18 protein-coding genes are annotated in these 18,819 nt (G+C 64.4%); 13 read left to right on the forward strand and 5 right to left on the reverse strand.

Features of this window, described 5'->3' with window-relative positions; genetic code table 11:
- Nucleotides 1-25 precede the first annotated feature (25 nt).
- The 3 genes from rfaD (at nucleotide 26) to cysM (ending at nucleotide 2,610) form a co-directional block, all read left to right on the forward strand.
- Nucleotides 26-1,018, forward strand: coding sequence for an ADP-glyceromanno-heptose 6-epimerase (gene rfaD / locus OKW39_RS17020; RefSeq protein ID WP_429563085.1), 993 nt, complete (start codon nucleotides 26-28; stop codon nucleotides 1,016-1,018).
- A 78-nt stretch (nucleotides 1,019-1,096) separates the two neighbouring features.
- On the forward strand, nucleotides 1,097-1,471 hold the full coding sequence (locus tag OKW39_RS17025) for a ComEA family DNA-binding protein (protein ID WP_090805416.1): 375 nt from the start codon (nucleotides 1,097-1,099) through the stop codon (nucleotides 1,469-1,471).
- Nucleotides 1,472-1,707: 236 nt separating this feature from the next.
- A complete protein-coding gene (gene cysM / locus OKW39_RS17030; protein ID WP_090801307.1) occupies nucleotides 1,708-2,610 on the forward strand; it encodes a cysteine synthase CysM in 903 nt (300 codons plus the stop codon).
- 112 nt (nucleotides 2,611-2,722) lie between these two features.
- Here cysM and mltB read toward each other — a convergent pair whose 3' ends face one another.
- Nucleotides 2,723-3,901 carry a lytic murein transglycosylase B gene (gene mltB / locus OKW39_RS17035; protein ID WP_429563086.1) on the reverse strand — a complete coding sequence of 393 codons (1,179 nt, stop codon included), beginning with the start codon at nucleotides 3,899-3,901 and terminating at the stop codon, nucleotides 2,723-2,725.
- Between the two features lie 334 nt (nucleotides 3,902-4,235).
- On the opposite strand from mltB, the gene OKW39_RS17040 reads away from it, so the two are divergent.
- The gene (locus OKW39_RS17040) at nucleotides 4,236-5,159 is read left to right on the forward strand and encodes a histone deacetylase family protein (RefSeq protein WP_429563087.1); all 924 of its coding nucleotides are present in this window, start codon (nucleotides 4,236-4,238) and stop codon (nucleotides 5,157-5,159) included.
- Nucleotides 5,160-5,238: 79 nt separating this feature from the next.
- A complete protein-coding gene (locus tag OKW39_RS17045; RefSeq protein ID WP_429563088.1) occupies nucleotides 5,239-6,048 on the forward strand; it encodes an enoyl-CoA hydratase in 810 nt (269 codons plus the stop codon).
- A gap of 27 nt (nucleotides 6,049-6,075) precedes the next feature.
- Here OKW39_RS17045 and OKW39_RS17050 read toward each other — a convergent pair whose 3' ends face one another.
- A complete protein-coding gene (locus OKW39_RS17050) occupies nucleotides 6,076-6,981 on the reverse strand; it encodes an alpha/beta hydrolase (protein WP_090801301.1) in 906 nt (301 codons plus the stop codon).
- Nucleotides 6,982-7,220: 239 nt separating this feature from the next.
- Here OKW39_RS17050 and OKW39_RS17055 point away from each other — a divergent pair, with 239 nt between their 5' ends.
- From OKW39_RS17055 to OKW39_RS17080, 6 genes are all read left to right on the forward strand, one after another.
- Nucleotides 7,221-8,255, forward strand: coding sequence for a methionine ABC transporter ATP-binding protein (locus tag OKW39_RS17055; RefSeq protein ID WP_090801299.1), 1,035 nt, complete (start codon nucleotides 7,221-7,223; stop codon nucleotides 8,253-8,255).
- Nucleotides 8,245-8,898: a methionine ABC transporter permease gene (locus OKW39_RS17060; RefSeq protein ID WP_184061353.1), complete on the forward strand. Its 654-nt coding sequence runs from the start codon at nucleotides 8,245-8,247 to the stop codon at nucleotides 8,896-8,898. The genes OKW39_RS17055 and OKW39_RS17060 overlap by 11 nt, the downstream gene beginning before the upstream one ends.
- A 48-nt stretch (nucleotides 8,899-8,946) precedes the next feature.
- Nucleotides 8,947-9,744 carry a MetQ/NlpA family ABC transporter substrate-binding protein gene (locus OKW39_RS17065; RefSeq protein ID WP_429563089.1) on the forward strand — a complete coding sequence of 266 codons (798 nt, stop codon included), beginning with the start codon at nucleotides 8,947-8,949 and terminating at the stop codon, nucleotides 9,742-9,744.
- A 235-nt stretch (nucleotides 9,745-9,979) separates the two neighbouring features.
- Nucleotides 9,980-10,729 carry an electron transfer flavoprotein subunit beta/FixA family protein gene (locus OKW39_RS17070; protein ID WP_429335114.1) on the forward strand — a complete coding sequence of 250 codons (750 nt, stop codon included), beginning with the start codon at nucleotides 9,980-9,982 and terminating at the stop codon, nucleotides 10,727-10,729.
- A gap of 22 nt (nucleotides 10,730-10,751) precedes the next feature.
- Nucleotides 10,752-11,699, forward strand: coding sequence for an electron transfer flavoprotein subunit alpha/FixB family protein (locus tag OKW39_RS17075; RefSeq protein ID WP_429335113.1), 948 nt, complete (start codon nucleotides 10,752-10,754; stop codon nucleotides 11,697-11,699).
- A gap of 98 nt (nucleotides 11,700-11,797) precedes the next feature.
- A complete protein-coding gene (locus OKW39_RS17080) occupies nucleotides 11,798-13,588 on the forward strand; it encodes an acyl-CoA dehydrogenase (protein ID WP_429563090.1) in 1,791 nt (596 codons plus the stop codon).
- 139 nt (nucleotides 13,589-13,727) lie between these two features.
- On the opposite strand, the gene OKW39_RS17085 is transcribed toward OKW39_RS17080, so the two are convergent.
- Nucleotides 13,728-15,014, reverse strand: a complete 1,287-nt coding sequence (locus OKW39_RS17085; RefSeq protein WP_429563091.1) for a D-amino acid dehydrogenase — start codon at nucleotides 15,012-15,014, stop codon at nucleotides 13,728-13,730.
- 179 nt (nucleotides 15,015-15,193) lie between these two features.
- Here OKW39_RS17085 and OKW39_RS17090 point away from each other — a divergent pair, with 179 nt between their 5' ends.
- Entirely contained in the window at nucleotides 15,194-15,682 is a 489-nt protein-coding gene (locus OKW39_RS17090) for an Lrp/AsnC ligand binding domain-containing protein (RefSeq protein ID WP_090801287.1), read from the forward strand.
- 145 nt (nucleotides 15,683-15,827) lie between these two features.
- On the forward strand, nucleotides 15,828-16,979 hold the full coding sequence (locus tag OKW39_RS17095; protein WP_429563092.1) for a PA0069 family radical SAM protein: 1,152 nt from the start codon (nucleotides 15,828-15,830) through the stop codon (nucleotides 16,977-16,979).
- Between the two features lie 35 nt (nucleotides 16,980-17,014).
- Here the strand turns inward: OKW39_RS17095 and OKW39_RS17100 are convergent, their stop codons facing one another.
- A complete protein-coding gene (locus tag OKW39_RS17100; RefSeq protein WP_429563093.1) occupies nucleotides 17,015-17,482 on the reverse strand; it encodes an NINE protein in 468 nt (155 codons plus the stop codon).
- A gap of 198 nt (nucleotides 17,483-17,680) precedes the next feature.
- Entirely contained in the window at nucleotides 17,681-18,775 is a 1,095-nt protein-coding gene (locus tag OKW39_RS17105) for a PQQ-dependent sugar dehydrogenase (protein WP_425199390.1), read from the reverse strand.
- Nucleotides 18,776-18,819 lie beyond the last annotated feature (44 nt).

An 18,819-nucleotide genomic window follows, 5' to 3' on the forward strand; every position in this document is an offset into this window, starting at 1 on the left:
CGAAGCTCACTACCGCAGGATCACCATGACCGTCATCGTCACCGGCGCGGCCGGTTTTATCGGCAGCAATCTCGTGAAGGCGCTCAACGAGCGCGGCGAACAGCGCATCATCGCCGTCGATAACCTCACGCGTGCGGACAAGTTCAGGAATCTGGTCGACTGCGAAATCGACGACTATCTCGACAAAACCGAATTCGTCGAGCGCTTCAGGCGCGGCGACTTCGGCAAGGTGCGCGCGATATTCCACGAAGGCGCCTGCTCGGACACGATGGAAACCGACGGCCGCTACATGATGGACAACAACTACCGCTATAGCCGCGACGTGCTGGACATCTGCCTCGCGCAGAACGTCCAGTTCCTGTACGCGTCGTCGGCGGCTACATATGGAGGCTCGAGCCGCTTCGTCGAGGAGCGCGAGGTCGAGCAGCCGCTGAACGTGTACGGCTATTCGAAGTTCCTGTTCGATCAGGTGATTCGCCGCGTGTTGCCCACCGCGAAGAGCCAGATCGTGGGCTTCCGTTATTTCAACGTCTACGGTCCGCGCGAAACGCACAAGGCGCGCATGGCGTCGGTCGCGTTTCACAACTTCAACCAGTTCCGCGCCGAGGGCAAGGTCAAGCTGTTCGGCGAGTACAACGGCTATGCGGCCGGCGAGCAGACGCGCGATTTCATCTCGGTCGAAGACGTCGTCAAGGTCAACCTGTTCTTCTTCGATCATCCGGAGAAGTCAGGCATTTTCAATCTCGGCACCGGCCGCGCGCAGCCGTTCAACGATATCGCGAGCACCGTGGTCAACACGCTGCGCGCGCTGAACAACGAGCCGGCGCTGTCGCTCGCGGATCAGGTGCAACGCGGGCTGATCGAATACATTTCGTTCCCCGACGCGCTGCGCGGCAAGTACCAGTGCTTCACGCAGGCCGATCAGTCGAAACTGCGCACGGCCGGCTACGACGCGCGGTTTCTGAGCGTGCAGGAAGGTGTCGATCGTTACGTGCGTTGGCTGTTCGGCCAGGTGTGATTCGTACGTCATCCTCTTTAAACTGGAATCTCCTGGCCGGTGATGGTCGCCGGCCAGTGGCAACAGGGAGATTCCAATATGTTTCGAAAAGTACTGGTTACCGCGGCGATGCTCGCCGCTTTCGGCCACGCATATGCGGCGGTCGACGTCAACACGGCTAACGAAGACGCGCTGCGCGGCATCAAGGGCATCGGTCCGGCAAAAGCCAAAGCGATTGTCGAGGAACGTAATGCGCACGGCCCGTTCAAGGACGCGGCGGATTTCGGCAAGCGCGTCAAGGGCATGGGCGGGCACACCATCGAGCGCCTGCAGGCGGAGGGTCTCGCTGTCGGACCGGCTGGTGCGGCTGCTAGCACGCAGGTTGCGGCAGCTGCGGCGGGCAAGGAGCCGGCCGCTACGGCCGCGTCCGCCGCCACGCAGAAGGGCGCCGCCGCAGTGGCGGTGAAGAAGTAAGCGGCTGCGAGCCTTGCGCGTGCCATGCTGACGAGCGGCTTGCGGCGCGCAGGGTTCGCGAACGTTCCATTGCATCGATTGGTACACACGTTTTCCCGCGGCTCGCAGCCGCGGGCTTTTGCGTGGCAACACCATGCATCCATGCGGGCAGAAGGGCTGCAGGGCAGCGCCGGAGATCGTGGTTTAGAATCGATGGATTGAAGACACTCTTTCGCGCATCGATCGCTAGACCCCATATGGCATACCAAACGATTGAAGACACGGTCGGCAATACGCCGCTCGTACAACTCGTCCGGCTTCCCGACGACGAGATCCGTAGCCGCAACAATGTGATCCTCGCGAAGCTCGAGGGCAACAATCCTGCGGGGTCGGTGAAAGACCGGCCGGCGTTGTCCATGATCAAGAAGGCCGAAGCGCGCGGACGCATCAAGCCGGGCGACACGCTGATCGAATCGACGAGCGGCAACACCGGCATCGCGCTCGCGATGGCCGCCGCAGTCCGCGGCTACAAGATGGTGCTGATCATGCCGGAAGATCTGTCGGTCGAGCGCCGCCAGAGCATGGCCGCTTATGGCGCGGAAATCATCCTGACGCCTGTCAAAGGCGGCATGGAGTACGCGCGCGATCTCGCCGAGCAGATGCAGCGCGAAGGCAAGGGCATCATCCTCGATCAGTTCGCGAACCCGGACAATCCGGCCTCGCACATCGAAGGCACGGGCCCGGAAATCTGGCGCGACACGGAAGGGCGCATCACGCACTTCGTGTCGTCGATGGGCACGACCGGCACGATCATGGGCGTGTCGACGTATCTGAAAACGCAGAACCAGCAGATCGAAATCATCGGCGCGCAGCCGGAAGAGGGCTCGCGTATTCCGGGTATTCGCAAATGGCCGGAAGCGTATCTGCCGAAAATCTTCGACCGCAGCCGCGTCGACCGCGTGGAGAACGTCAGCCAATCCGCGGCCGAGGCGATGGCGCGCCGCCTGGCGTCGGTCGAAGGCATCTTCGCGGGCATTTCGTCGGGTGGCGCGTGCGAAGTCGCGCTGCGCATCGCGCGTCAGGTCGAGAACGCGACGATCGTGTTCATCGTCTGCGATCGCGGCGACCGTTACCTGTCCACGGGGGTATTTCCCGCGTAAGCGGGTCGCCGGGCGCCTTCGCGGGTGCACGAACCAATAAAAAGCGCCGGTCGAGCCGGCGCTTTTTTTACGTCCTTCAACGCGAGGCACCCGCGGCGACTCGCGGCGTGACTCACTGCGAATCAGAGTTCGACTGATCCGCCTGGCCTTGCGACGCGCTGCCGTTGTTGGCCGCTTTTGCGGCATTCGCCGCGTCGATCGCTTGCATCTGCGTCTTGACCTTCTGACCCAGCTGATACACCGCGAGCGCATAGAAGAAGCTGCGGTTGTAGCGCGTGAGCACGTAGAAATTCTTCAGGCCGAGCACGAACTCGGTGCCGCGTCCCGGCGTCGGCAGATCGACCACCGTGACCGGGGTGCCCGCTTCGGAAGCAATGTCGACGTTCGGCTCGTTCAGCACGAGGCCGGCACGCAGCAACTGGTCGAGCGGCCAGTGCGGCTCCGGCTGCCCATTGGCCGCGGCCTGCGCGACACCGAGGCTGCCCGCGTCCGAGCCGATTCGCCATACCACCGGCCGCCCGCTTTCCCAGCCGTTCTGGCGCAGATAATTCGCGACGCTGCCGATCGCATCCGCATCGCTCGTGCGCAGATCGATGCGCTTGTTGCCTTCGTAGTCGACCGCGTATTGGACGATGCTGCTCGGCAGGAACTGCGGAATGCCGATCGCGCCGGTGTACGAGCCGAGCACCGTGTTCGGGTCGATCTGCGCGTCGCGCGTCCACACCAGGTAGTCTTCGAGATTCTTGCGGAAGGTCGCCTGGCGGTCCGCGCGATTCGCGGTGTTCGGATAATCGAAGCTCAGCGTGGTCAGCGCATCGAGCACGCGGAAATTACCCATGTAGCGACCGTAGATCGTCTCGACGCCGATGATGCCGACGATCATCTCCGGCGGCACGCCGAACTCCTGATACGCGCGCTGCAGCGTGGCCCGGTTCTCGCGCCAGAACTGCACGCCGGCATTGACGCGCACCGGGTCGAGGAAGCGCGCCTGATACGAGCGCCAGTTCTTGACCGACGGCGTCGGTGACGGGGTGACCAGCTTCACCGCGGTCGCCGAGTAGCTGACGCCGGTGAACAGCGCGTGCAGCGACGCTTCGTCGAAATCGTAGCGCGCGACCATCTCGTTGATGAACGCATCGACGTTCGCGTTGTGCGCATAGCGCTGCGGAATGATCTCTTCCTCGAACGTCTGTCCTTGCGGTACCGGCTGCTGCGGCTGGCTCTGCGCGAGTTGCACCGGCGCTTTCCTCGTGGCGCTTTGCGCGCTCGCGGGACTTGCTGCGATGAACATGCACGATGCGACGATCAGTGAGGCGGCGTGGGTGCCGAGGCGAAGACGGTTGCGTGGGGATCCTGCGGACAGAGCAAGCTTGACGGTCATGGTGAGCAGTGAGCGCGATGCGTGAAAGGCTGGAAGCAGTCGGAAAGCTGCAGGAACGAAACGGCGAATAACGGGTCGGGGAAGTATATCCGACGACTCCCGCAAAACCGTGCTGAATCGGCGACAGCGGCGTCGTGTGGTAACTTGACGAATGGAGGCGCGCGGGGGCGCGCGCCGCTCGACGGAGACACGCCGCGCGCGCAGTTCATGCGTCGCGCCGTAGAAGAGACGCACAACACGAACTATGGCAACAGGCTTCTATTCCCACCCCGACTGTCTGCTGCACGACATGGGGCAGTGGCACCCCGAGTGTCCCGCGCGCCTGCAGGCGATCGAGGATCAACTGATCGCAAGCCGCATCGACGCGCTGATCGAGCGCGAATCGCCGCCGCTCGTCGACGAGGCCGCGCTGCTGCGAGTGCACACGCAGGCGCATGTCGACTACATCCGCGGTCGCTCGCCCGTCGAGGGCGTCGCCGAGATCGATCCCGACACGACGATGAATCCGCACACGTGGCAGGCCGCGCTGCGCGCGGCGGGCGCGGCGGTCGCCGCCACCGACGCGGTGATCGAAGGCCGCTACGACAACGCGTTCTGCAGCGTGCGGCCGCCGGGCCATCACGCGGAACCGGCGCGTGCGATGGGCTTCTGCTTTTTCAACAACATCGCGATCGCCGCGCGCCACGCGCTCGACGTGCATGGTCTCGCGCGCGTCGCCATCATCGACTTCGACGTGCACCACGGCAACGGCACCGAGGCCGCGTTCTCGGGCGACCCGCGCGTGCTGATGTGCAGCATCTTCCAGCACCCGTTCTATCCGTTCACGGGCGCCGACAACCAGGCGGCCAACATGTGCAACGTGCCGATGCCGGCGCGTTCGAACGGCATGGCCGTGCGCGAAGCGGTCGATATGCTGTGGTTGCCGCGCCTGCACGAATTCAGGCCGGAGATGCTGTTCATCTCGGCCGGCTTCGACGCGCATCGCGAGGACGACCTCGGCAACATGGGCCTCGTCGAAGACGATTACGCGTGGATCACCGACCAGATGCGCGAGATCGCGCGGCGTTATGCGCGTGGGCGCATCGTCAGTTGTCTCGAGGGCGGCTACAACCTGTCGGCGCTCGGGCGCAGCGTGGTCGCGCACGTGCGGTCGCTGGCGGAGATCTGAGGTTGCCCGACTGCACGCGGCGACAGTGGCTCGAAAGCCAGCGAGCGAAAATCGACATTCACGTACCGAGGAGCGAGCCATGAACGCCAGTCCCGCCAGCACCGGCGACGCGTCGCTGGTCACGATCGAACACGACGCGTATCGCGTAGCGGGCGTCGTGCGCGTGACGATGAACCGGCCCGATGCGTTCAACGCGCTGTCCGAAGCGTTGCTCGACGGACTGCTGCAAACGCTGACCGGGATCGCGAAGACCGATGCCCGCGTGGTCGTGATCGCCGGCGCTGGCCGCGCGTTCTGCGCGGGGCACGACCTGAAGGAAATGCGCGCGGCGCCATCGCTTGCTTATTACCAGCAGCTGTTCGCGCGCTGCACGAAGCTGATGCTGACGATCCAGCGCATGCCGCAGCCGGTGATCGCGCGCGTGCATGGCATCGCGACCGCCGCCGGCTGCCAGCTGGTCGCAATGTGCGATCTCGCGGTCGCCGCCGATACCGCGCGCTTCGCCGTATCGGGCGTGAACCTCGGATTGTTCTGCGCGACACCGTCGGTGCCGCTGTCGCGCAACCTCTCGCGCAAGGCCGCGCTCGAAATGCTGCTGACCGGCGATTTCATCGACGCCGCCGAAGCGCGCCAGCAGGGGCTGGTGAACCGCGTCGCCCCAGCCGATGCGCTCGACGACGAAGTCGCGCGGCTCGCCGCGAGCATCTGCGCGAAGCCGGTCGAAGCTGTCAGCGCGGGCAAGGGCCTGTTCTACCGGCAGCTCGAAATGGGTATCGAAGCCGCGTACCAGCTCGCGGGGCAGACGATGGCCTGCAACATGATGGACGACTCGGCGCTCGAAGGCGTGCAGGCTTTCATCGACAAACGCGCGCCGGAGTGGAAGCGCTAGTCGACGGCCAGCAAGCGCCGCGTCTTGTCAACTCGGTCCAACCGCCCGCCTTTCGATCCACTCGACCAACGCCTCGATCACCCGATCGCGATCGAGGTCGTTCATCGTCTCGTGGTAGCTACCCTCGTGCAGCGTGAGCGTCTTGTCCGGCGAGCCCGCGTGCTCGCCGAACGCGCGGCTGCCGTCGGGCTCGGTCACTTTGTCGTCGGTGCCATGAAACACGAGCAGCGGCATGCGCAGCCTCGCGCGTCCGCGTTCGATGCGCGCCATCGCGAGCAGCAGCTCGGCGCCCGTGCGCGCCGGAATCGCGTCGTGATGCACGAGCGGATCGTTGAGGTTGGCTTTGACCACCGGCTGAAGGCGCGAGAGCAGCGCAGGGTCGATCTTCATCGCCGGGAAGGTTGGGTAGACGCGGCTGATCACCTGGCTTAGCGCGAGCATCCACTTCGGCACGTCGCGGCCCGGCGCGAGCGCGGGGCTCGACAGGATCAGGCCGGCAAGGCGCCGCCCGCTCGCGTCGAGGCGCTCTATCGCATACAGCGCCGCCACCGCGCCACCCATGCTGTGGCCCATCAGGAATAACGGCGCACAGCTTTGCGCGGCGGCGTCGAGCAGCGCCTGCGCATCGAGCAGGTAGTCGTCGAAGCGTTTCACATAGGCGCGCTTGCCGGGCGCGTGGCCGTGGCCGCGCAGATCGATCGCGACGAGTTCGATGCCCGCCGCGTTGAGCCGGCCCGCAACGGCGGCGTAACGGCCGGCGTGTTCGGCGAGGCCGTGCAGCAGCGCGACCGTCGCGCGTATGGGCCCGTTCGGCCGCCAGCGATACAGCGGCAATTCGATGCCATCGCCGGTCGTCACCGACCCGCGCTGCGGCGCATCTTTATTGAGACTGCCGGCGCTCGCGCGCACGGTGTGGCTCGGAGAAGTCTGCATGGCGGCGGCCTGTGCTGAAGAGGGGTGCCCCGATCATAGTCGTAGCGGCGCGAAGCGCGTGAGCTTCGTGCATAAGGCGCGGCTCTAATGCCCTCAGGTTATGAAAAGATCGAAATTGATTATTAAAGGGCATGTCGTCGCTGCGGTAGAATGACGGCCTCAAATCCCAATAAAAGAAACGGCGGCCGCTTGTCGGGAGCACGATGCTCGCCGGCAGCCTCCGCCGTTTTCGTTTGTCCATGATCGAAATACGCAACGTTTCCCAGCGGTTTGCCGGGCCCCGGGGGTGGGTCGAGGCGCTGCACAACGTCAATCTGACGATTCCGGCGGGCGAGGTGTTCGGCATCATCGGCCGCAGCGGCGCGGGCAAGAGCACGCTCGTGCGCACCATCAACCTGCTGACGCGCCCATCCGAGGGCAACATCCTCGTCAACGGCCGCGATCTGACGACGCTGCCCGCCGCGCAACTGCGCGACGCGCGTCGCGAGATCGGCATGATCTTCCAGCACTTCAATCTGTTGTCGTCGCGCACCGTGTACGAGAACGTCGCGCTGCCGCTCGAACTGGCCGGCCTGAAGCGCGACGAGATCGAGGCGAACGTGCTGCCGCTGCTCGAGCTCGTCGGTCTGTCGGCGCAGAAGGACCGCTATCCGGCGCAGATCAGCGGCGGGCAGAAGCAGCGCGTGGGCATCGCGCGTGCGCTCGCGAGCAAGCCGAAGGTGCTGCTGTCGGACGAGGCGACCTCTGCGCTCGACCCCGAAACCACCCGCGCGATCCTCGATCTGCTCAAGCGCATCAACCGCGAACTGAACCTGACGATCGTGCTGATCACTCACCAGATGGACGTGATCAAGCAGGTCTGCGATCGCGTCGCGGTGCTCGACGCGGGCCGCGTCGTCGAAGAGGGCAAGGTGATCGACGTGTTCCTGCAGCCGCACCACGAAGTCACGCGCGCGCTGATCGGCGACGTGATCGCGCAGGAGCTGCCGCCCGCCATGAAGGCGCGCGTCGCGCAGCGGTTGAAGACCGGCAGCGGCCATCTGCTGCGCCTCGCGTTCACCGGTTCGGGCGTCGATCAGCCGATCCTGTCGGAGACGATTCGCCGCTACGAGCTCGACTTCAACATCCTGCATGGCCAGATCGACGAAATCCAGGGGCAGGCGTTCGGCTCGCTCGCGGTACTCGCGGGCGGCGATCCGGCCAAGGTCGCGCAGGCGATCACGTTTCTGCGCGAGCAGGGTGTCGTAGTGGAGGAGCTCTCGCATGTTGAGTGAAATGTTCGATATGTTCGTCCAGTCGTTCTGGGAGACGCTCATCATGGTGGGCATCTCCGGACTGATTGGCGCTGTGGTCGGCGTGCCGCTCGGCGTGCTGCTGTATTTGACCAACCGCCAGGGCGTGCTCGAAAACGTCGCGTTGAATCGCGTGATGGGCGTGATCGTCAACGCGGTGCGCTCGACGCCGTTCATCATCCTGCTGGTCGCGGTGATTCCGTTTACGCGACTTGTCGTCGGTTCGTCAATCGGCACCGCGGCCGCGATCGTGCCGCTGACGATCGCCGCGGCGCCGTTCATCGCGCGTCTGGTCGAAACGGCGCTGCGCGAGGTCGATCGCGGGCTCATCGAGGCGGCCCAGGCGATGGGCGCGACCACCAGCCAGATCGTCTTCAAGGTGCTGTTGCCGGAATCGCTGCCGGGGGTGGTCGCCGGGTTGACGATCACGTTCGTGTCGCTGGTCGGCTATTCGGCGATGGCCGGCGCGATCGGCGGCGGCGGTCTTGGCGACCTCGGCATCCGCTACGGCTATCAGCGCTTCCTGCCAGAAGTGATGCTCGCGGTCGTGCTGATACTGATCGTGTTCGTGCAACTGGTGCAGTCGTTTGGGGATTGGCTCGTGCGTCGTCTGAGCCACAAATAAACAAGGGCGTTCGGAAGCCCGCTAATAAAGATTCGGAAAAGGTCCATCATGCAACGTCGCTTCATTCTCAAGCTGGCCGCCGCATTCGGCGCGGCAACGCTCTTCGCCACCACCGCGGCGCATGCCGAAGACACGATCAAGGTTGGTGTCACCGGCGGCCCGCACGCGCAGATCATGGACGTCGTGAAGACGGTCGCCGCGAAGAACGGCCTGAACATCAGGATCGTCGAATTCTCCGACTACGTGCAGCCGAACGCGGCGCTCGCGGGCGGCGATCTGGACGCGAACAGCTACCAGCACGACCCGTACTTGCAGGCGCAGGTGAAGGATCGCGGCTACAAGCTGATCCGTATCGCCGATACGGTCACGTACCCGATGGGTATCTACTCGAAGAAGGTGAAGTCGCTCGCCGAACTGCAGCCGGGCGCGAAGATCGCCGTGCCGAACGACCCGACCAACGGCGGCCGCGCGCTGCTGTTGCTGCAGAAGCAGGGCTTGCTGAAGCTGCGCGCCGAGGCGGGCCTGAAGGCGACGCCGCTCGACATCGTCGACAATCCGAAGAAACTGAAGATCGTCGAGCTTGACGCGGCGCAGATTCCGCGTTCGCTGGACGATGTCGATGCCGCCGCGATCAACACCAACTTCGCGATGGAAGCGGGCCTCAAGCCAACGCAGGACGCTATCGCGATCGAGGACCGGAAAGGTCCCTACGTGAACGTGATCGCGATTCGCGAAGCGGACAAGAACAAGCCGTGGGTCGCGAAGCTCGTCGCGGCGTACCACTCGCCCGAAGTGAAGCAGTTTGTCGACAGCAAATTCGGCGGCTCGGTGATCACCTCCTGGTGATGCAATGCCCGCGGACCTCGCAGAACACGACGGCAATGCGAAATTAGAGGTCTGAGTCGGAACCCGGGGTTGTCTCCCGGGTTTTTTGGAGATTAAAATAGAACGATCGTTCGGTATTGCCGTCACGCCGGTGAGGAGCGATATCCTCCCGCAAAGCGCCCGCGACACGGCTGTCATGAGGGCAGTCGCTATAATGTTCATCGGGTTGACGTATTCGTAACTTTGGAGCGTGTGCATGAAAATTCTGGTGCCAGTGAAAAGAGTGGTCGACTACAACGTGAAGGTCCGCGTGAAATCGGACGGTACGGGCGTCGATATCGCGAACGTGAAAATGTCGATGAACCCGTTCGACGAAATCGCGGTTGAAGAAGCGGTGCGTCTGAAGGAAGCGGGCGTCGCGACCGAAGTGATCGCCGTGTCGGCCGGTGTTGCGCAGGCACAGGAAACGCTGCGCACCGCGCTCGCCATCGGCGCGGATCGCGCGATCCTGATCGAATCGAACGAAGAGCTGCAGCCGCTCGCCGTCGCGAAGCTGCTCAAGGCGCTCGTCGACAAGGAGCAGCCGCAACTGGTGATCCTCGGCAAACAGGCCATCGACGACGACTCCAATCAGACCGGCCAGATGCTCGCCGCGCTCGCGAATCTGCCGCAGGCGACGTTCGCGTCGAAGCTTGTCGTGGCGGACGGCAAGGCGACGGTGTCGCGTGAAGTGGACGGCGGCGCGGAAACGCTGTCGCTGACGCTGCCCGCCGTGGTGACGACCGATCTGCGCCTGAACGAGCCGCGCTACGTGACGCTGCCGAACATCATGAAGGCGAAGAAAAAGCCGCTGGAAACGGTCAAGCCCGAAGACCTCGGCGTCGATGTCACGCCGCGTCTGAAGACGCTGAAAGTCGCCGAGCCGCCGAAGCGCTCCGCCGGTGTGAAGGTGCCGGACGTGAAGACGCTGGTCGAGAAGCTGAAGACCGAAGCGAAGGTGCTTTAAGTAGAACGCGGAGACAGAGCAAATGACGAACCTGGTAATTGCAGAACACGACAATGCGTCGATCAAGGCCGCGACGCTGAACACGATCGCAGCGGCACAGAAGATCGGCGGTGATATTCACGTGCTGGTCGCGGGGCATAACGCGCAGGGCGCGGCCGATGCCGCCGCGAAGATCGCTGGTGTCAGCAAGGTGCTGCTCGCCGATGCGCCGCAACTGGCCGCAGGCCTCGCGGAAAACGTCGAAGCGACGGTCCTGACGCTTGTGCAAGATGCGGCGAAGCACTACACGCACATCCTCGCGCCGGCTACCGCCTACGGCAAGAATGTCGCGCCGCGTATCGCCGCGAAGCTCGACGTCGCGCAGATCAGCGACATCACGGCAGTGGATAGCGCCGACACGTTCGAGCGTCCCATCTACGCGGGCAACGCAATCGCGATCGTGCAATCGGCTGATCCGATCAAGGTCATCACCGTGCGCTCGACCGGTTTTGATGCCGTCGCGGCCGAAGGCGGCAGCGCAGCGGTCGAGAGGATCGAAGCGGCAGCCGACGCAGGCCTCGCGCAGTTCGTGAGCCGCGAAGTGACGAAGCTCGATCGTCCGGAACTGACGAGCGCGAAGATCATCGTGTCGGGTGGCCGTGGTCTGGGCAATGGCGAGAACTACATGAAGGTGCTCGAGCCGCTGGCCGACAAGCTCGGCGCGGCACTGGGCGCATCGCGCGCGGCGGTCGACGCGGGGTTCGTGCCGAACGACTATCAGGTCGGCCAAACCGGCAAGATCGTCGCGCCGCAACTGTACGTCGCAGTCGGCATCTCGGGTGCGATCCAGCATCTGGCCGGCATGAAGGACTCGAAAGTCATCGTCGCGATCAACAAGGACGAAGAAGCGCCGATTTTCAGCGTGGCCGATTACGGTTTGGTTGGCGATCTGTTCACCCTCGTGCCGGAACTCGTGAGCGAACTAGGCTAAGCGCCGCGGCGCCTGAAAGAGGCCGCCGAAAACAAGCGAAGGGCGCAGGACCCACCAAGTCCCGCGCCCTTTTTTCATATCAAGGGAGGAGTACCGAAATGAGCTATACGGCACCCATCAAGGACATGCTGTTCGTGATGAAAGAACTGGCCGGACTGGAAGACATCGCGAAGCTGCCCGGCTTCGAGGACGCGAACCTCGACACCGCGAAGGCCGTGCTCGACGAGTCGGCGAAACTATGCGGCGAAGTGCTCGCGCCGCTGAACGTCGACGGCGATCGTAATCCGAGCAGCTGGAAGGATGGCGTGGTCACTGCGACGCCGGGTTTCAGGGAAGCCTTCCGCCAGTTTGCCGAAGGCGGTTGGCAGGGCGTGCAACATCCGCTCGACTACGAAGGCCAGGGCCTGCCGAAGCTGATCGCGACGCCTTGCATCGAAATGCTCAACGCGTCGAACCTCTCTTTTGCGCTGTGTCCGTTGCTGACCGACGGCGCCATCGAAGCGCTGTTAACCGCTGGCAGCGAAGCGCAAAAACAGACCTACGTGCCCAAGCTGATTTCAGGCGAATGGACCGGCACGATGAACCTGACCGAGCCGCAGGCCGGCTCCGATCTCGCGCTCGTACGCACGCGCGCCGAGCCGCAGGCCGACGGTTCGTTCAAGCTGTTCGGCACGAAGATTTTCATCACGTGGGGCGAGCACGACATGGCGAAGAACATCGTGCATCTGGTGCTCGCACGCACGCCGAACGCGCCCGATGGCGTGAAAGGCATTTCGCTGTTCCTTGTGCCGAAGTTTCTCGTCAACGAAGACGGTTCGCTCGGTGAGCGCAACGACGTGCATTGCGTGTCGATCGAGCACAAGCTCGGCATCAAGGCGAGCCCGACCGCCGTGCTGCAGTTCGGCGATCACGGCGGCGCGCTCGGTCAGCTGATCGGCGAAGAGAATCGCGGCCTCGAATACATGTTCATCATGATGAACGCCGCCCGTTTCGCGGTCGGCATGCAAGGTGTCGCGATCTCGGATCGCGCATATCAGAAGGCGGTCGCGTATGCGAAAGAGCGCGTGCAGAGCCGTCCCGTGGACGGCTCCGCGAAGCAGTCGGTCGCGATCATCCAGCACCCGGACGTGCGCCGCATGCTGTCGACGATGCGCAGCCTCACCGAGGCGTCGCGCGCGCTCGCCTACCTCGCGGCCTCGCACTGCGATATCGCGCATCGTCATCCGGACGATGCGACGCGCGCGAAGCATCAGGCGATCTACGAATACCTCGTGCCGATCGTGAAGGGCTGGAGCACGGAGCTGTCGATCGACGTGACGAGCCTCGGCGTGCAGGTGCATGGCGGCATGGGCTTCATCGAGGAAACCGGCGCTGCCCAGTACTACCGCGACGCGCGCATTCTACCGATTTACGAAGGCACGACCGCGATCCAGGCCAACGACCTGATCGGTCGCAAGACGCTGCGCGACGGCGGCAAGGTCGCGAAGGAACTGCTCGCTGGCGTCGCCGAAACGGTTGAAGCGCTTGGCGCGCAGCAGGGCGCGGCGTTCGCATCGATGCGCACACAGCTCGCGCAGGGCCGGCGCGCGCTTGGCGCGGTCGTCGATTTCGTCGTCGCCAATGCGAAGGGCGATCCGAATGCGGTGTTCGCGGGCAGCGTGCCCTATCTGAAGCTCGCGGGCATCGTGCTGGGCGGCTGGCAGATGGCGCGTGCGCAGCTTGCCGCGGCGACGAAGCGCGACGAGGACCCAGCGTTTCATGACGCGAAGATCGCGACCGCGCGGTTTTACGCCGAGCATGTGTTGCCACAGGCGGCGGCGCTCGAAGTGGCGATCGTCAGCGCGAAGGGTGGCGAGGGCGTGCTGGCTTTGTCGGAAGACCAGTTCTGAGCATGCCTCGATGCCGGCCGCGATCGCGGCAGCACATTGAAATGCAAACGGCGCCCCGCGAGGCGCCGTTTGTTTGTACGGCTGCTGTTTGTTGCGGCCTGCGCCGCGGCCAGGGCCGCGTCAGCGCAAGCACTCAAACTCACGCATACGCCGGCCGATGCTCGCCCGCGGTCTCGCCGAGATAGCGATGCACCGACAGATCGTCCGCGCGAATCGCGGGCTGCTTGCCCGACATCAAGTCGGCGAGCAGTTGGCCCGAGCCGCACGACATCGTCCAGCCAAGCGTGCCGTGGCCGGTGTTCAGGAACAGGTTCGGCACCGGCGTGCGGCCGACGATCGGCGTGCCGTCCGGCGTCATCGGCCGCAGACCGCTCCAGAACGTCGCCTTCGACGTGTCGCCGCCGCCCGGGAACAGGTCATTCACAGAAAGCTCGAGCGTCTCGCGGCGCGCCTCGCGCAGCGATTTGTCGAAGCCGACGATCTCGGCCATCCCGCCGACGCGGATCCGGTCGTCGAAGCGCGTGATCGCGATCTTGTAGGTCTCATCGAGCACGGTCGACACCGGCGCGGCAGCCGCGTCGACGATCGGCGCGGTGATCGAATAGCCCTTCAGCGGATAGACCGGAAGCTTCACTATGCCATCGAGGAAGCGCGTCGAATACGAGCCGAGCGCGACCACGAACGAATCCGCGCGCACGAGCTCGCTGCCGCACTGCACGCCGGCGATGCGGCCGCCCGCCATCGCGAGCGCGTCGATCGACGTGTTGTAGCGGAACTTGACGCCCAGTTCCTCGGCGAGCGCCGCGAGGCGCGTCGTGAACATCTGGCAGTCGCCGGTTTCGTCGCCGGGCAGGCGCAGGCCGCCGGTGAGCTTGTGCGACACCGCGGCGAGGGCTGGTTCGGCCTTGGCGAGTTCGTCGGCCGTCAGCAGCTCGTATGGCACGTTGGCTTCCTGCAGCACGGCGATGTCTTTCGCGGCGCCGTCGAACTGCTGTTGCGTGCGAAATACCTGCAGCGTGCCGCCGGTGCGGCCTTCGTACTCGATGCCGGTGTCGGCGCGCAACGCCTGCAGGCAGTCGCGGCTGTATTCGGCCAGCCGCACCATACGGCCCTTGTTCACCGCATAGCGCGGCGCCGTGCAGTTCTGCAGCATCTGCCACATCCATTGCAGTTGGAACGCGGTGCCGTCGACGCGAATCGCTAGCGGCGCGTGCTTCTGGAACATCCACTTGACGGCCTTCAGCGGCACGCCCGGGGCGGCCCACGGCGAAGCGTAGCCCGGCGAGATCTGGCCCGCGTTGGCGAAACTGGTTTCGAGCGCCGGGCCGGCTTCGCGATCGATAACGGTCACTTCGTGACCGGCGCGCGCGAGGTAATACGCACTCGTCACGCCGACGACGCCACTGCCCAAAACGACGACTCGCATAGCTGCTCCAGATATCCAAAAATTGAGTGAGGGCAAGGCGCTCGTCGGAGGTTCGATCTGATTCGATTCAGCGAGCTGCAATGTGAGGTGAAATGCCGTTTGCCCAGTGTTAACCGCTATACTATTGACAGTGAGACAGGTTTTGTTATTGTATTTTCATCATTTTTAGAAAAAACACCATGCGTACCCAGCGCCAGCCCGTGCGGGCTCTCGACAAGCTCGATCACAAGATCCTGCGGCTCCTGCAGCAGGACGGCCGTATGGCGATGAAGGACCTGGCGGAGCAGGTCGGTCTGTCGGTGACGCCGTGCATCGAGCGCGTCAAGCGGATGGAGCGCGACGGCGTGATCACCGGCTACTACGCCCGCGTGAACCCGGCCGAGCTGGGCGCGGCGCTGCTCGTGTTCGTCGAGATCACGCTCGATCACAAGAGTGGCAACATGTTCGATCTGTTCCGGCGCGAGGTGCAGAAGATCCCCGAGGTGCTCGAGTGCCACCTCGTGTCGGGCGATTTCGACTATCTGATCAAGGCGCGCATCGGCGAAATGGCCGATTACCGGAAGTTGCTCGGCGACATCCTGCTGCAGCTGCCGGGCGCGGTGCAGTCGAAGAGCTATGTGGTGATGGAGGAAATCAAGGAGACGCTGACGATCGCGGTGGGCGAGTAGGTGCCGGTTCACTGACGGGGTTGGACGCGCATCAAGCGACCAACGAAGTGCTCGACAAACGGCGTAAACACTGTATATTTATACAGGTGTTTTGCGCCGCTTTCCTTTGGCGCTTCCTGTTTGCGTTTGCTTTGCGTGGCCCGCCGTGGATGACCCCGACACCCCTGACATTCCCGAATTTCCGATCGCGCCGCCGGCGCCTCGCAAGGGGCGCGGCGCGGTCACGAACCTGCAAGGCCGCTACGAAGTCGACCAGCGCGAAGCCGTCCACGACGGCTGGCAGACGGACGACGAAGACGGGGAGCCGAAGGTCCTGCGCACGCAGGTGTTCGAGGAGCGCGCAAAAACCATCCTCACACGCAATGCGTCGCCGGACATTCCGTTCAATGTGTCGCTGAATCCTTACCGGGGCTGCGAACACGGCTGCATCTATTGCTTCGCGCGGCCCACGCACAGCTACCTGGGCTTGTCGCCCGGGCTCGATTTCGAAAGCCGCATCTACGCGAAGATCAACGCGCCCGAACTGCTCGAGCGGGAACTGTCGAAGAAATCCTATGTACCCGAGCCGATCGCGCTCGGCGTCGCCACCGATGCATGGCAGCCGGCCGAACGTGACTTGCGTCTTACGCGTCGTGTGATCGAGGTGCTCAGCGAGCGCAACCACCCGTTCGGGGCGATCACCAAATCATCGCTGATCGAGCGCGACATCGACCTGCTTGCGCCGATGGCCGGGCGCGGGCAATTCATGGCCGCGATCACCATCACCACGCTGGACGCCGACATCGCGCGCACGCTCGAACCGCGCGCGGCCACGCCGTCGCGCCGGCTGCGCACGATCCGTACGCTCAGCGAGGCGGGCATTCCGGTCGGCGTCAGCATCGCGCCGGTGATCCCGTTCGTCACCGAACCGGATATGGAGCGCGTGCTCGAAGCATGCGCAGAAGCGGGCGCCAGCAATGCGAGCTATATCGTGCTGCGGCTGCCGTGGGAGGTCGCGCCGCTGTTCAAGGATTGGCTGGGCGCACATTTCCCGGATCGGGCCGAGCGCGTGATGAGCCGTGTGCGCGACATGCGAGGCGGCAAGGATTACGATTCTTCGTTCTCGACCCGCATGAAGGGAGAGGGCTTATGGGCGGATCTGCTCAGGCAGCGCTTTCACAAGGCCGTGCGCCGGTTAGGGTTGAACGGGCGCGACCGCGGCATTCTCGACATGTCGCATTTCCGCCGGATCGAGCCGCCGCGCGCCGAGCAGGTGAGCGCACCGGCGCGCGACAATCCGCAACTGAGGCTTTTCTAGCGCGCAGGAACGTCTGCGGGTCCCGCCACGGGGCATTACTGCGAAATCGCTTTGGCCGCTTCGACCTGACTTTCGAAGTAGGTCTGGAACGCGAGCGCGAGACCGGTCATCAGCAGAAACGCACCGATCAGCAGCGAAAAGATCACGACGAAAATGACCGCCCAGCCGGAGCGGCTTTTGCGTTGCGTGTGGGTGTTGAATTGCGCATCCCATTTCTGATCAGGACGCAGCCCGTAGACGAGCGCCGCCAGAAACGCGGCAAACAGCGAAACCGCGCCGAACGGCGCGAGCATCCAGCCCAGGATCGACGCGCGCTCGGTCGCGACCAGCAGCATCACGCCGGGAATGCCGATTAGCGTGCCGAGTAGATGCGCCCAGCCGTAGATGTCTCGGGTGCCGTACAGATAGAAGCGGTGGGCGCCGAGGCTGCCGAACAGGAACGCCAACGCGGCGGTGAGCGTCTTGGATCTGAAGCGCGGGGAAGTCGAGGCAGCGGTGGGCATGAACGCGTGGGCAGAGTGACGGGCGGTCGAAAGGAGCGGCGCGCCGCGGGGGCGCGGACCGACGCGCATTCTACGCCTGCGGCGCGCGGGCGGTCACGTGGAGGACGATCGCCCAGGCTGAAAGCGGGGCGGCGAGATGCGCCGGACCTGGCTCAGGGTGTGTGCAGCCGTTCAGCCGGACATGCGTGCATCCGCGTGTTACGGCGCTGAATACGTGATGCGATAGATTGCGCCGGCGGTATCGTCGCTGATCAGTAGCGAACCGTCTGGCAGCGGCAACACGTCGGCGGGGCGGCCCCAGACCGATTCGCCGGGTTGCAGCCAGCCTTCGGCAAAGACCTGCTGGCGTGCGTGGCTGCCGTCAGGGTCGGTGATCACGCGCACGACGCGGTAGCCGACCTTCTTGCTGCGGTTCCACGAGCCGTGCTCGGCGATGAAGATATTGTTGCGGTAGTCGGCGGGAAACATCGGGCCGTCGTAAAAGCGCATGCCAAGCGCCGCCACGTGCGCGCCAAGCTTGACCACTGGCGGCGTGAATTCGCTGCACGGATGATCCTTGCCGAACTCGGGGTCGGGCGTGTCGCCGCCGTGACAGTACGGAAAGCCGAAGTTCATGCCGACATGCGGCGCGCGGTTGAGCTTGTCGCTCGGAATATCGTCGCCGAGCAGGTCGCGACCGTTGTCGGTGAACCACAGTTCGTGGGTGACCGGATGCCACGCGAAGCCGACGGAATTGCGGATGCCGCGCGCGACGACCTCGTAGTGGCTGCCGTCCGGGTTCATGCGGCCAATCATCGCAAAGCGGTCCGGATCTCTCTGGCAAATGTTGCACGGCGCGCCTTGCGGCACGTACAGCTTGCCATCCGGGCCGAACGCGATGAATTTCCAGCCGTGATGCGTGTCCGTTGGCAGCTTGTCGGTGACAACGACCGGTTTCGGCGGATCGTTCAGGTGCGAGTCGATCGCATCGAAGCGCACGATTTTCGACACGGCCGACACATACAGCGCGCCGTCGCGCCACGCGACGCCGGCGGGCATCTGCAGCCCGGACGCGATCACGTGGTGAGCCGTCACGCGGCCGTTCCGCAGCTCGAGCGCATACACATGGCCATCGTCGCTACCCACGTAGAGAATGCCCTTGGGCGACAACGTCATCGCGCGCGCGCTCGGCACCTCGTCCGACAACACTTCGATGTGAAAGCCCGGCGGCAGCTTGATTTTCTCGATGGGCAGCGCGGCGATTGCCGTCAACGCCTGCGCGGCGATAACCGCGGCCGCTACCGCACGTAGAATCCGGCTGCACGAGGTGCGCGAAAGTCCGGCAAAGCGTACGAAAA

It is taken from the genome of Paraburkholderia sp. MM6662-R1 (genome assembly GCF_050436245.1).
GTDB classification, from domain to species: Bacteria; Pseudomonadota; Gammaproteobacteria; order Burkholderiales; family Burkholderiaceae; genus Paraburkholderia; species Paraburkholderia tuberum.

What these genes read in the sequence shown, in the direction of transcription:
- rfaD (WP_429563085.1), top strand. Translation starts at nt 26, where the DNA reads ATGACCGTCATCGTCACCGGCGCGGCCGGTTTTATCGGCAGCAATCTC.
- OKW39_RS17025 (WP_090805416.1), top strand. Translation starts at nt 1,097, where the DNA reads ATGTTTCGAAAAGTACTGGTTACCGCGGCGATGCTCGCCGCTTTCGGC.
- cysM (WP_090801307.1), top strand. Translation starts at nt 1,708, where the DNA reads ATGGCATACCAAACGATTGAAGACACGGTCGGCAATACGCCGCTCGTA.
- mltB (WP_429563086.1), bottom strand. Translation starts at nt 3,901, where the DNA reads ATGTTCATCGCAGCAAGTCCCGCGAGCGCGCAAAGCGCCACGAGGAAA.
- OKW39_RS17040 (WP_429563087.1), top strand. Translation starts at nt 4,236, where the DNA reads ATGGCAACAGGCTTCTATTCCCACCCCGACTGTCTGCTGCACGACATG.
- OKW39_RS17045 (WP_429563088.1), top strand. Translation starts at nt 5,239, where the DNA reads ATGAACGCCAGTCCCGCCAGCACCGGCGACGCGTCGCTGGTCACGATC.
- OKW39_RS17050 (WP_090801301.1), bottom strand. Translation starts at nt 6,981, where the DNA reads ATGCAGACTTCTCCGAGCCACACCGTGCGCGCGAGCGCCGGCAGTCTC.
- OKW39_RS17055 (WP_090801299.1), top strand. Translation starts at nt 7,221, where the DNA reads ATGATCGAAATACGCAACGTTTCCCAGCGGTTTGCCGGGCCCCGGGGG.
- OKW39_RS17060 (WP_184061353.1), top strand. Translation starts at nt 8,245, where the DNA reads ATGTTGAGTGAAATGTTCGATATGTTCGTCCAGTCGTTCTGGGAGACG.
- OKW39_RS17065 (WP_429563089.1), top strand. Translation starts at nt 8,947, where the DNA reads ATGCAACGTCGCTTCATTCTCAAGCTGGCCGCCGCATTCGGCGCGGCA.
- OKW39_RS17070 (WP_429335114.1), top strand. Translation starts at nt 9,980, where the DNA reads ATGAAAATTCTGGTGCCAGTGAAAAGAGTGGTCGACTACAACGTGAAG.
- OKW39_RS17075 (WP_429335113.1), top strand. Translation starts at nt 10,752, where the DNA reads ATGACGAACCTGGTAATTGCAGAACACGACAATGCGTCGATCAAGGCC.
- OKW39_RS17080 (WP_429563090.1), top strand. Translation starts at nt 11,798, where the DNA reads ATGAGCTATACGGCACCCATCAAGGACATGCTGTTCGTGATGAAAGAA.
- OKW39_RS17085 (WP_429563091.1), bottom strand. Translation starts at nt 15,014, where the DNA reads ATGCGAGTCGTCGTTTTGGGCAGTGGCGTCGTCGGCGTGACGAGTGCG.
- OKW39_RS17090 (WP_090801287.1), top strand. Translation starts at nt 15,194, where the DNA reads ATGCGTACCCAGCGCCAGCCCGTGCGGGCTCTCGACAAGCTCGATCAC.
- OKW39_RS17100 (WP_429563093.1), bottom strand. Translation starts at nt 17,482, where the DNA reads ATGCCCACCGCTGCCTCGACTTCCCCGCGCTTCAGATCCAAGACGCTC.